Here is an 11837-nt window from a genome sequence, read left to right on the forward strand (position 1 = left end):
TGCTGACGGTGCGGAACCCGCGCACCCCGAAGGTCTCGGCTTCGGTGCGGTAGCCGCCGTCCTCGCTACAGTGAGGAGAGCATCTCCGCAACAGAGCGAGGAACCGGATGCCTGGTCCGATGCCCCTGGACGGCGTCATCGTCGCCGACTTCAGTCGTGTGCTCGCCGGACCGCTTGCCACCGTGACCCTCGCCGATCTCGGCGCTGACGTGATCAAGGTCGAGCGTGCCGGATCCGGCGATGACACGCGCCAGTGGGGCCCGCCATGGACGGACAACTCCTCGTCGTACTTCGAATCCGCGAACCGAGGGAAACGTTCGATCGCGCTCGACTTCGACGACCCCGCTGATCTCGACCTCGCACATCGTCTCGCGGCGCGCGCCGATGTTCTCGTCGAGAACTTCCTTCCGGGCACTCTCGACCGCTTCGGCCTGGACTACGGATCGGTGCGGAAGGCGAATCCCGGCGTCGTGTACGCCTCGATCACCGGCTTCGGCAGCGGCGCCGGTTCGCACCTCGCCGGATACGACTTCCTCATCCAGGCCGTCGGCGGGCTGATGGACATCACGGGCCCACCCGACGTGCCCTCCAAGGTCGGTGTCGCCATCGTCGATGTCCTGACGGCGAAGGACGCCACCGTCGCGATCCTCGCCGCCCTTCACGAACGCTCTCGAAGCGGCCAGGGTCAGTATCTGGAGGTTGCGCTCCTGACGAGCCTCCTGGCAGCGCTTGTCAATCAGGGATCCGCCTACCTTGCCACCGGTCACTCGCCGCACTCGCTCGGCAATCGGCATCCCTCGATCGCGCCGTACGAGACCCTCCGCACCGGAGACGGCGTCCTCGCGCTCGCCATCGGTAACAATGCCCAATTCGCGCGTCTGTGCGAGGTCCTCGACGCCGATGACCTCGCCGCTGATCCGCGTTTCGCATCGAACGCGCAGCGGGTCACGCATCGAGACGCCCTCGCGACGGCGCTGGAGTCGCGACTGCTGACCGACTCGGCGGCCTCATGGGCGGCGCGGCTGATGGATGCTGGTCTTCCGGCGGGAACGATCGGCACCGTCGCCGACGGATTCGCGCTGGCCGAGCGTCTCGGCCTCTCGCCACGGGCTCCGGTGGCCGAGGGGACCGATCAGATTCGGTCTCCCCTTCGGTTCGACCGCACGCCGATCACCCGGTATCGACGCCCGCCCCGGTTCGACGAGCACGGCGACGACATTCGCCGGTGGCTCGCTGCCGATGCTGACACTCCTGCTCACTCGACTGGATCTTCCGAAGGAGAAGCCCGTGGCATCCCTGCATGAGGCGATCGACATCGCCGATATCGACGCGTTGCTCAGCGACGACGAGCGGGCGACCCGTGATGCCGTCCGCGAGTTCGTGGAACGTCGCGTCACGCCCTCCATCGCCGAGTGGTTCGAGCGTGGGGAGATCGATGACCTTCGGGGTCTCGCGGCCGACCTCGGGCACCTCGGCGTTCTGGGCATGCACCTGGAGGGCTACGGCTGCGCCGGGATGTCGGCGGTCGAGTACGGCCTGGCCTGTCTGGAGCTGGAAGCCGCGGACTCCGGCATCCGCTCCCTCGTCTCGGTGCAAGGGTCGCTCGCGATGTTCGCGATCTGGCGCTGGGGGAGCGAGGAGCAGAAACAGCGATGGCTGCCTGCGATGGCGGCGGGCGAACTGATCGGATGCTTCGGTCTGACCGAACCCGATGCCGGGTCGGATCCGGCCAGTATGCGCACGTACGCACGGCGCGACGGTGACGACTGGGTGCTGCAGGGCCGCAAGATGTGGATCACGAACGGTTCCGTCGCCGACGTCGCGGTCGTGTGGGCCCAGACGGATGACGGCATCCGCGGGTTCGTGGTCCCGACGGATGCCGCCGGCTTCTCGGCGCCGCGGATCCACCACAAGCTGTCGCTGCGCGCATCCGTCACCTCCGAACTCGTCCTCGATGGCGTGCGGCTCCCCGCCGACGCCGTCCTCCCCGAAGTAGTCGGCTTGAAGGGTCCGCTCAGCTGCCTCAACGAGGCTCGATACGGCATCACCTGGGGCGCGCTCGGTGCGGCCCGGTCGTCGCTGCTGGCGGCCCTTGCCTACGCGGGGGAGCGGGTGCAGTTCGGCAAGCCGATAGCAGCGTTTCAGCTCACTCAGCAGAAGCTCGTCGACTGCGTCGTCGAGTACGAGAAGGCCCTGCTGCTGGCCTTCCATCTCGGTCGCCGGAAGGATGCCGGGCTGCTCACGCCGCAGCAGGTGAGTCTGGGCAAGCTCAACAATGTTCGGGAGGCTCTGGAGATCTGCCGCACGGCTCGCACGATCCTGGGCGCCAACGGCATCTCGCTGGAGTACCCGGTGATCCGGCACGCGGCGAACCTGGAGTCGGTGCTGACATACGAGGGCACCGTCGAGATGCACACCCTCGTGCTCGGACAGGCGCTCACCGGCGTCCCCGCGTTCCGCTGACCGGCCGGAACTGTTCGCTCACGGCGATGATCTCGCGCACCCAGACACCTGGCACTCGAGGGCTGCGAGTGCTAATCTGAGGTCAGTTGAGTCACCACGACTCAACTTTCAGAACTCGGCCGGATGTGGCATCCGGCCCCGCTCACAAAGGAGACGAGATGGCAACCTATGACCCGCTCCGCGAGATGGAGCGATTCGCGAACGCACTCTTCGACGGCAACCGGCGCGGCCCGCGTCAGATGCCGATGGACCTGTACCGTGACGGCGACCACTACGTGCTCTCGGCCGACCTGCCGGGCATCGACCCGGGATCGGTCGATGTCGACGTCGACGGTCAGCTGCTGACCATCCGCGCCGAGCGCACGCTCACCTCGCAGGAGGGCGTCAAGTGGATCACGCGCGAGCGTGAGGCCGGCAGCTTCCTGCGCCAGCTGAGCCTGGGACAGGGAATCGACACCGAGGGGATCGCGGCCAGTTACGCGCACGGCGTGCTGACGGTCACGATTCCGGTGAGCCCCAAGGCCCAGCCCCGCAAGATCGAGATCGCGACGGATGCCCCCGCCACGATCACGGTCGACGAGTCCAAGAGCGAGATCCAGGAGACCGGCGCGAGCGCCTGATTCCCGTGACCGACGTCCCCGGCACCGCGCGACGGTGGCGGGGACGTCTCCGTGCGGGGCGGCCCTGAGCGGGTCCGCGACCGGTGGTGGTCTCGCGCGTAGGCTGACGGCATGCCCGAGTACGCCGTTCCTGCACCCAAGCGGAGGCGGGGACGACCGCCCGGCGCGACGTCGACCGCCCGGGAACGCATCTTGGCGGCAGCGATCGACGAGTTCGGTGACCACGGATATGACGGTGCCACCATGCGCGCGATCGCGGCGCGGGCAGAGGTCGATGCGGCCCTCGTGCACCACTACTTCGGAACGAAGGCCGATCTCTTCAGCGAGACCATCGGTGCGCCATTCCGTCCCGATCTTGAGCTGCCCCGGATCCTCGCCGGCCCCCGCGACGGGGTGGGTGAGGGCATCGTGCGCTTCGTTCTCACCGCATGGGACAAGCCGGAGGTGCAGCGCCGCGGCGTCGTGCTCATGCGCGCTGCGCTGGGAAACAAACTGACGACTCCGCTGCTCACCGGCTACCTTTCCCGCGAACTCGTCGGTCGGATCGCCCGCGAGCTCGGGTCCGCGGATGCCGAGTTGCGCGCAAGTCTCGCGGCATCGCAGATCGCGGGCCTGATCGTCGCTCGATACATCGTGAAACTCCCCGGAGTCGCGGGTGCATCGATCGATGACCTCGCGTCGCGGGTCGGCCCCGCGGTGCAGCGCTACCTCCTCGGCTGAGGAGACTGCCCGGGGTCGAAGCGGCCCTCGATCAGCAGTCGTCGACGACGCGGGGTCGGCGCAGCTTCGTGGTCAGGGAGCGCAGCTGCCGGAGTTCGTCGTCGCTCAGACTCGACATCCGTTCGGCGATCGACCGACCATGAGCTGCCGCGACCTTCCGAAACAGCGCGGCGCCGTGGGGCGTGGCCGTCACGATCGCTCCCCGGCCATCGTCGGGGTCCGAGCACTTGGTGACCAGGCCGGAGGCGACCATCCGGTCGACCAGTCGGGACACACTCGGCTGGCTGATCAGCATGTTCGCGGTGACATCCCGCAGCCGCGCCGACATCTCGGGCGCGCGCGTCACGGTGAGCAGCACGTCGTACTCAGCCTGGGTGAGTTCTCCCACGACGAAATCCCCGCTGATCTCGGCGAGGACCTCGTGCTGCGCGCGGAACAGGCTTTCCCAGGCGTCGATCGCCAGTCGCCGGTCCGTCATGCACACCAGAGTACGACCCCAGCGGCGCCCTAGGCTGATCACATGGCAGCCCGGATACTCGTGCGGCGATCCCTCGGTGCCGCCGCCGCAACCCTCGCCGCACTGCTCACCCTCGTGGCGTGCTCCTTCAGCGTTGCGGTCGGCGACAGTGCGGCCGCGGTGTCGACCGACGTCGACGACTTCACGTTCCAGAGCATGGACGCCGACTACACGCTCGGACGCACCGACGACGGGGTGAGCACGTTGCGGGTCGTCGAGACCTTCGTCGCGGTGTTCCCCGAGTACGACCAGAACCGGGGGATGCGTCGAATCCTTCCTGACTCGTACCTGGGCGCGCCGCTGCATCCCGAGCTCGTCTCCATCACCGACGGCGAGGGAAACCCGCGACCTGCGGAGGTCGAGAGCGAGGATGGCGTCTACGCGATGACCTCGCGGTCCGATGACTATGTCCACGGCTCCCAGACCTACGTCTTCACGTACACGCTCGAGAATGTCACGCGCTTTTTCGAGGACACCGGCGTGGACGAGTTCTACTGGAACGTCAACGGCGTGGATTGGGCTCAACCCTTCGGAACGGTGACGGCGACGCTGCACGTGCCGGCCGAGCTGGCGCCCGAGCTGACGGGGGCGCAGGCCTGCTACGCCGGCAGCGCCGGTGCGACCGACCCCTGCTCGATCGCCTCGACGACGGATGCTGACGGCGGCGTCACGGTGACCGCATCCGCCACCGATCTGCAGCCCTCCCAGACCGTCACCGTTGCTGTCGCGTTCGCGGCGGGCACCTTCACGGCGTTCGACAGCTCCTACTTCGCCTCGCCCTACGGCTGGCTGCAGCTGTTCGCCTTCACGGCTGCCATCGGATCTTTGGTGTGGGCGATCGTTTTTCGGGTCAAGAGGCTGCGGGATGAGCCGGGCAGGCCGACGATCATCGCCGAATACACCCCGCCGCCGCGCATTGATGCACTCGAGAGCGCGGTACTTCTCGGCAAGTCGGCCAAGGCCATCCCCGCCGAAGTGCTGGAGCAGGCGGTGGTCGGCAGCATCCGCATCGAGGAGGCGGGACGCAAACTCTTCGGCGGAGTGAAGCTCAAGGCGGTACTGCGGGATCCCTCGCGTGCGGATCGCGACGGCGTGCTCCTGCTTCAGGGTCTGTTCCCGCACATGACCCCCGGCGACGAGTACGAATTCGGATCGAATGACACGCGGCTCTCGTCTGCCGCGCGGCGCATCATCAAGGCTGCCGAGGAGGAACTCAGCGCGGGAGGTCTTCGCCGCGTGGTCCCGAGCGCCGCGAGGTTCTGGCCGATGCTGGGGTCGATCGTCTTCGGCATCCTGACGATCGTGTTCGGGTTCATGGCATTCGGAGCCTTCGTGGACTCGCCGATCGTGTTCTTGTTCATGGTCGCGGCATTCGTCATGGTCTTCGTGGTCGCCGCCCTCGTCTCGCGCAAACCCCTGACTGCGGCGGGCGCCGAAACGCGCGACCACCTCAAGGGGCTGCAGATGTTCATCGAGTGGGCGGAAGCGGATCGGATCCGGATGCTGCAGTCTCCGCAGGGCGCGGAGCGGGTCGCGGTGGACGACCAGGGTGCGCGTGTCGACCCCGCGAACCCCCGCCAGATGCTGCGGATCTACGAGACGTTGCTGCCGTACGCCGTGGTGTTCGGGCAGGAGAAGGAATGGGCCGAGCGCCTGGCTGTGCTCTATGACCAAACCGGTGTCCCCGGCTGGTACATCGGGACCGCGGGCTTCAACGCGGCGGCCTTCTCCTCAGCGATCTCAACGCTGTCGACCACGACCACGTCGTCCACCTCGGGGGGCTCCAGTGGCGGCGGCAGCGCCGGCGGCGGTGGCGGTGGCGGTGGCGGTGGCGGCGTCTGACCCACGCCGGCGGCGATCAGGGATGGCCGCCGCGTCGTGACAAAGTAAGGGCCGGTCGGAGAGGCTTCCGACCGGCCCTTGTCCCTTGCACCAAGAGTGTCCTGCAATCACATGCCGGTAGCTGCCACAGCAAAACAACTACCGTGCAAGCACTCTATAACGGTGAGGTAACGGAAGGGAAGACCTTGCCGTTATCTTTTTGTGATTCTCTGCCACCCATGCCGCGGTCAGGGTTCGTGGAGGTTTCGTTCAGGAACAACACCCAGACTCGGACACTTGTGTGCCATCCCGAGGCACCCTCGTCCGGGCCCATCGATGCTGCCCGCCCCGATTCCCCTCATCAGGAAGCCGCTGACCTTCGTGCGTACACGCCCTTCGTCATCCATGTCCGCCTCTCACCCTCGCGCCCGGGCCGTTGCCACAGCAGCTCTCGGTCTCACCCTGCTGTTGGGAGCTCCGTCCACTGCCGCGTTCGCGCAGACGACAGCGCCGGGGAGTGCACCGCGGGCAGACAGCGCTCCGCCGTTGCCCGCGTCGATCCAGCCCGTCTCGGCCACGGTCCAGTCGCTGACCACGGATGCCGAGGCTGCACTCGCTGCCGCGGCATCCGTCATCGCCGACGCCGCCGCGCTCAACAGTGAGGTCGCTGCGTCGGGGCTGACCGTCGACGGGCCGACCACGGTGTCGGTCTCCGCGGTCGATGCGGCAGTTGCCGACCTCGACGACCTGGATCTCCTTCCGATCGTCCTTCTGCCCTCGCTGACCGCAGCGGTCGCCGATGTCGTCGCCGAGGCCGAGAAGGACGTCGACGGACTGCGCGAGCGGCTCGCTGCGGCAGTGGCTGCCGAGGAGGCTCGCCGCGCTGCTGAGGAAGCCGCGGCCAAGGCCGCCGCCGAAGAGGCTGCACGCGTTGCCGCCGAGGAGGCGCGGCGCGCCGCAGCGGCTGCCGCTCCGGCCGTGTCGGGGCCGGTGGCCTCCACCGGCGACAACTCACCGGGCGCTGCGCAGGCAGCGGCTCGCGACATCATGGCTTCCCAGTACGGCTGGGGCGACGGTGAGTTCTCGTGCCTCGTGTCGCTGTGGAACAAGGAGTCCGGCTGGAACTACGCCGCCTACAACTCCTCGAGCGGCGCGACCGGCATCCCCCAGGCCCTACCGGGCAGCAAGATGGCCTCGGCCGGCGGCGACTGGGCGACCAACGCCGTCACCCAGGTGCGCTGGGGTCTCGGCTACATCGCCGGACGCTACGGCTCGCCGTGCAACGCCTGGGGTCACTCCCAGTCGGTCGGCTGGTACTGATCGCGGTCGGTGTCGATCCCGTCGTGACAAAGTAAGGGCCGGTCGGAGAGGCTTCCGACCGGCCCTTGTCCCTTGCACCAAGAGTGTCCTGCAATCACATGCCGGTAGCTGCCACAGCAAAACAACTACCGTGCAAGCACTCTATAACGGTGAGGTAACGGAAGGGAAGACCTTGCCGTTATCTTTCTGTGACTGTCTTCACTCGACCCGCAGCGGCGCCAGGGCGGTGCCCGGCGGGTAGAAGCTCCCGAGCAGGAGTGAGCCGTCCACGGTCAGTCGCACGCCCTCCTCGCCGATCGTTGCGAACGGCACCCGGGCTCCCCGGCGGCCCGCGAGCGTCAGGCGGGTCCCGTTCTCGTCCAGCCGTGGTTGCGCGATGAGCCAGTCCATCAGCCCGCCGTGGGCGACAAACCGGACGAAGCCGGTGAACGCTCCCTCGAGTGAACCGTCTGCGGGGAAGACGACGTCATCCCCGTCCAGCCGCGCCCCGTCGCCGGCCTCGATCGTTCCCTCCGAGGAGCGCACATAGTCGTGCAGGCTCTGTTTGACGCCCCAGCGCAGCGCGCCGGTCATCAGCGCACCCGCCGGTGCACGGACTGGTAGGTGAGGTAGGCGTGCAGGCCCTCGATGCCGTACTCGACCCCGAGGCCCGAGTCGTGGCGACCGCTGAAGGGGGCGGCGTGGTTGGAGGCGAAAAAGTTCACGCCGATCGACCCCGTGTCGATGCGCCGCGCGACCTCGAAGGCGCGGTCCTCATCGGCGCCGAAGACGATGCCGCCGAGCCCGAACGGCGTGGCGTTCGCGATCGCCACGGCGTCGTCGATGTCCCGCGCCGGGATGATCGAGAGCACAGGCCCGAAGATCTCCTCTCGGGCGATGCGCATGTCGGGGGCGACGTCGGCGAACACGGTGGGGGTGACGAAGAACCCCTCGGCGATCGCCGGGTCGACGTCTCCTCCCGTTACCGGACGGGCGCCCTCGGCGATGCCGCTGCGGATGTAGCCGCGCACGATGTCGCGCTGAGCCCGCGTCGCGGACGGGCCGAACACCGTGGCGCCGTCGAGCGGATCGCCCTGGACCGCTTCGCGGATTGTCGTGGCGACGGCCTCCACGACCTCGTCGTAGCGCTCGGGCGTGACGATGAGGCGCGTCGAGATGTAGCAGGTCTGCCCCGTGTTGCGCATGCACGAGCGGATCAGCACCCGCCGAAGGTGATCGAGGTCGGCATCCGGCAGCACCAGCGCCGCCGACTTGCCGCCGAGCTCGAGGGTGACGGGGCGCAGGAGTTCACCGCAGGCAGCGGCGATGCGGCGGCCGACCGGGGTGGAGCCGGTGAACGCGACCTTGTCGACATCCGGATGCCGCACCAGGCGATCGCCGACCTGACCGTCCCCCGTGACGAGGTTGATGACGCCGTCGGGGATGCCCGCTTCCACGGCGGCATCGAGCACGAAGCGGATCGACAGCGGAGTGGGCGACGCGGGCTTGATGACGACGGTGCAGCCGGCGATCAGCGCGGGCGCGAGCTTGATCACGACGAGGTTGATGGGGAAGTTCCACGGGGCGATCAGCGCGCACACGCCGACCGGGTCGCGACGCACTGTCGTGGCCTGTGTGGGGTCGAGAGGGGCGATGCGGATGTCGTCCTGCTCGAGGAGGGGCGCGAGCTCCGCGAAATAGCGGATGATGCCCGCCGCGTTGGCGGCAGCTCCCGCCGTCTCGGAGATCGGCGAACCGTTCTCGAGGGTGCTGGTCACTGACAGTGGCCCGGCGCGGCGCTCGAGCGCGTCGGCCCAGCGGCGCATCCGTTCGGCGCGCTCGCTCGGCGACACGGCAGCCCACGCGGGGAACGCCGCCCGTGCGGCAGCGACAGCGCGGTCGACATCCTGCTCCGACGCCTTCGGCACCGACGCCCAGATCTCCCCGGTCGCCGGGTCCACCACCTCCTCGACGCCGTCGCTCGCATCGGACCGGCGGTAGTGGCCGCCGACGAACACATCGTCCACGTACCGGTAGGGGAGGGTCAGCGCCGCGGCGCGGTGGCTCGCCATCATCGGCGTTGCGGATGCTTCCCGCAGTGCGTCGGACATCGTCAATGCTCCTTGGTCACAGCAGGTCGATCTTGAGCAGCTCGATCGTGCGTCCCATCTCGGCCTCGGCCATGCGCCTGCCCGAGGCGGTGATGAGCTCGTCGAGCACGACAGCCTCGAGGTTCGCGACGATCTCCCGCGGCGTGACCCCGAACCACTCGGCAGAGAACGCGGTTCCGGTCGGCGTGAACCGCCAGAGCCGGTCGGCGTCGCGCACGATCGCGTCCTCGAGCGAGTGGTGGTCCAGCCGGGTGTCGTGCCCGTCGATGATGTCGGTGACCTGCGTGATGAACGCGTCGTCGAAGCCGAGTCCCGGCAGCAGTTCCCGGGCGATGTTGCAGCCCTCGATCTCGTGCTGGATGCGGGCGTCGGAGGTGCGCCAGTTCTCGGACCGGAACCCTTCGGCGATCGTCTTGTCCGCGTCGACCCGCGCCCACCCCGTGTCGTGCAGCAGGATCGCGACCCGGGTCACGAGCTCATCGGCGTCGGGATAGTCATCCAGCAGCAGCTCGGCGAAGTAGAACGAGAGCGGGATGTGGACGTCATTGCGTCGCGCCCGCATGTAGGGCTCGGCCGCGCGCCACAGGTCGTCGAGATCGGTGTAGCTGCGCCGCGGCGTCTGCCCGTTTCCGACGGTCTGCACCGAGTCGAACGTGTTCACATACTGGGTCATGAGGCCTCCCGTTGTGCCACCAGCGGTTCGGTGATCGACTGCTTCAGGGGTGTGGACAGGTCGGCTGCCGCCTCCGGCGCGATGGTGTGCCCCTTGCCGAGTGCCCCCCGGATCGCGAGGAACTCGGCCGGCTGGTTGACGCAGTCCGCCGCGATCAGCCGCCCGTCCCGGTAGTAGAGCACCGCGAAGCGCTCATCCTCGGGGCGGCCTCGCACCACGACCCTGTCGTATCCGGTGCTCAGTCCCGCGATCTGCAGCTTCAGGTCTGCCTGGTCCGACCAGAACCAGGGCACCGACCGGTACGTCGGGCGCTCCCCGAGCAGGCTCGCGGCAGCAATCTTGGCCTGTTCGAGGGCGTTGTTGACGCTCTCGATGCGGGTCGGGCCCGGGATCCCGAGTGCGTAGGGGTTGGGCATGACCGTGCAGTCGCCGGCGGCCACGGTGCGGCCGTCCGAGGCGAGGGCGTGCTCGTCGACGACCACTCCCCGGTCGACCTCGAGGCCGAGCTGGACGGCGAGTTCCGTGCGGGCGATGACCCCGATCCCGATCACGACGAGGTCGGCGGGGATCCTGGTGCCGTCGGCGAACTCGACGGCCACGACGCGAGAGCGTCGGCCGGCGGCATCCGCTACCCCGCCGACGATGCGCGTGAGCGAGGCGCCGAGAACGACCCTGGTCCCGCGGCGCCGGTGCGCGGCGAGGTAGAACGCGCTGGTCTCTTCGGACACGACACGCCCGATCAGGCGCGGCGCTGCCTCGAGGACGGTGACTTCCTTGTCCATGCTGCGGGCCACGGCGGCGATCTCGAGGCCGATGAAGCCGCCGCCGATGACCACGATGCGCCGGTGCGCGGGGTCATGGAGCGCTGCTTCGAGGGCGAGGGCGTCGTCGGCGTCGCGCAGGTAGTGCACCCCGTGGAAGTCGGTCCCGGGTATCGTCAGGCGCCGCACCGAGGATCCAGTGGCAAGGGCCAGACGGTCGAAGCCCAGGCTCCGGCCGCCCTGGGTCGTGGCGATCCCGCTGCCATCCAGATCGCGGTGCACCGTGACGACCCGGTCACCGCTGATGAGTTCGACGCCCTGCGCGTCGTACCACTCGCGGGTGCGCAGAATCACGTCGCCCGGGACGAGCTCGCTCTTGAGCCATTTCTTCGACAGCGGTGGTCGCTGATACGGACGATGCGGCTCCTCGCCGACCAGCACGATCGGGTCGGTGTCGCCGAGTTCGCGCAGGGTCGCCGCGATCTGGACACCGGCCTGCGAGGCGCCGACGATGAGCGTGGTGCCCATCAGATCTGCGCCTTCGGGGTGCGGACGCGGTACTCGACGCCTTCCTGCAGCGTGATCTGGCACGACAGCCGCGAGGTCTCCTCGCGCTCGACCGCGGTGCCGTCGAGCATGTCGTCCTCGAGGGGACCCGCGGGCCCGCCGACGAGCGCGAAGGTCTCGGGTTCGACGAAGACGTGACAGGTCGCGCAGGAGAGGCTTCCGCCGCACTCGCCGACGATCCCCTTCACGCCGTTGCGGACGGCGGTCTCCATGACCGAGTCGCCGGGGCGTCCCTGGATCGTCGTTTCGGTGCCGTCGTCGGCGATGTAGACCACAGTGCTCACG

12 protein-coding genes are annotated in these 11837 nt (G+C 68.5%); 6 read left to right on the top strand and 6 right to left on the bottom strand.

What is annotated here, in order from left to right:
* Positions 1-107: 107 nt before the first annotated feature.
* The 4 genes from ACSGC5_RS00835 to ACSGC5_RS00850 all read left to right on the top strand — a co-directional run bounded on the left by ACSGC5_RS00835 (position 108) and on the right by ACSGC5_RS00850 (position 3803).
* Positions 108-1304, top strand: a complete 1197-nt coding sequence (locus tag ACSGC5_RS00835) for a CaiB/BaiF CoA transferase family protein (RefSeq protein WP_434968732.1) — start codon at positions 108-110, stop codon at positions 1302-1304.
* Entirely contained in the window at positions 1288-2463 is a 1176-nt protein-coding gene (locus tag ACSGC5_RS00840) for an acyl-CoA dehydrogenase family protein (protein ID WP_434968733.1), read from the top strand. The genes ACSGC5_RS00835 and ACSGC5_RS00840 overlap by 17 nt, the downstream gene beginning before the upstream one ends.
* Positions 2464-2621: 158 nt before the next feature.
* Positions 2622-3083 (top strand): Hsp20/alpha crystallin family protein, encoded by a 462-nt coding sequence (locus ACSGC5_RS00845; protein WP_434968734.1) that lies wholly within the window; start codon positions 2622-2624, stop codon positions 3081-3083.
* A 111-nt stretch (positions 3084-3194) separates the two neighbouring features.
* Entirely contained in the window at positions 3195-3803 is a 609-nt protein-coding gene (locus ACSGC5_RS00850; RefSeq protein WP_434968735.1) for a TetR family transcriptional regulator, read from the top strand.
* Between the two features lie 31 nt (positions 3804-3834).
* Here ACSGC5_RS00850 and ACSGC5_RS00855 read toward each other — a convergent pair whose 3' ends face one another.
* A complete protein-coding gene (locus ACSGC5_RS00855; protein WP_434968736.1) occupies positions 3835-4281 on the bottom strand; it encodes a MarR family winged helix-turn-helix transcriptional regulator in 447 nt (148 codons plus the stop codon).
* Between the two features lie 42 nt (positions 4282-4323).
* On the opposite strand from ACSGC5_RS00855, the gene ACSGC5_RS00860 reads away from it, so the two are divergent.
* Complete coding sequence (locus ACSGC5_RS00860) at positions 4324-6162, top strand: DUF2207 domain-containing protein (RefSeq protein ID WP_434968737.1); 1839 nt, start codon at positions 4324-4326, stop codon at positions 6160-6162.
* 384 nt (positions 6163-6546) lie between these two features.
* Positions 6547-7461 (top strand): hypothetical protein, encoded by a 915-nt coding sequence (locus ACSGC5_RS00865; protein WP_434968738.1) that lies wholly within the window; start codon positions 6547-6549, stop codon positions 7459-7461.
* 198 nt (positions 7462-7659) lie between these two features.
* Here the strand turns inward: ACSGC5_RS00865 and ACSGC5_RS00870 are convergent, their stop codons facing one another.
* From ACSGC5_RS00870 to ACSGC5_RS00890, 5 genes are read right to left on the bottom strand one after another with little or no spacing between them, the layout of a single operon-like run.
* Positions 7660-8034 carry an HtaA domain-containing protein gene (locus tag ACSGC5_RS00870; RefSeq protein ID WP_434968739.1) on the bottom strand — a complete coding sequence of 125 codons (375 nt, stop codon included), beginning with the start codon at positions 8032-8034 and terminating at the stop codon, positions 7660-7662.
* A complete protein-coding gene (locus tag ACSGC5_RS00875) occupies positions 8034-9551 on the bottom strand; it encodes an aldehyde dehydrogenase family protein (RefSeq protein ID WP_434968740.1) in 1518 nt (505 codons plus the stop codon). The genes ACSGC5_RS00870 and ACSGC5_RS00875 overlap by 1 nt, the downstream gene beginning before the upstream one ends.
* A gap of 16 nt (positions 9552-9567) precedes the next feature.
* Positions 9568-10224: an HD domain-containing protein gene (locus ACSGC5_RS00880; protein WP_434968741.1), complete on the bottom strand. Its 657-nt coding sequence runs from the start codon at positions 10222-10224 to the stop codon at positions 9568-9570.
* Entirely contained in the window at positions 10221-11513 is a 1293-nt protein-coding gene (locus ACSGC5_RS00885) for an NAD(P)/FAD-dependent oxidoreductase (RefSeq protein WP_434968742.1), read from the bottom strand. The genes ACSGC5_RS00880 and ACSGC5_RS00885 overlap by 4 nt, the downstream gene beginning before the upstream one ends.
* Positions 11513-11836, bottom strand: a complete 324-nt coding sequence (locus ACSGC5_RS00890; RefSeq protein ID WP_434968743.1) for a 2Fe-2S iron-sulfur cluster-binding protein — start codon at positions 11834-11836, stop codon at positions 11513-11515. Before ACSGC5_RS00890 ends, ACSGC5_RS00885 begins: the two co-directional genes overlap by 1 nt.
* Position 11837: the final 1 nt, after the last annotated feature.

Origin of the sequence: Microbacterium sp. bgisy207, assembly GCF_965345035.1 — a bacterium.
Taxonomy (GTDB): Bacteria; Actinomycetota; Actinomycetes; order Actinomycetales; family Microbacteriaceae; genus Microbacterium.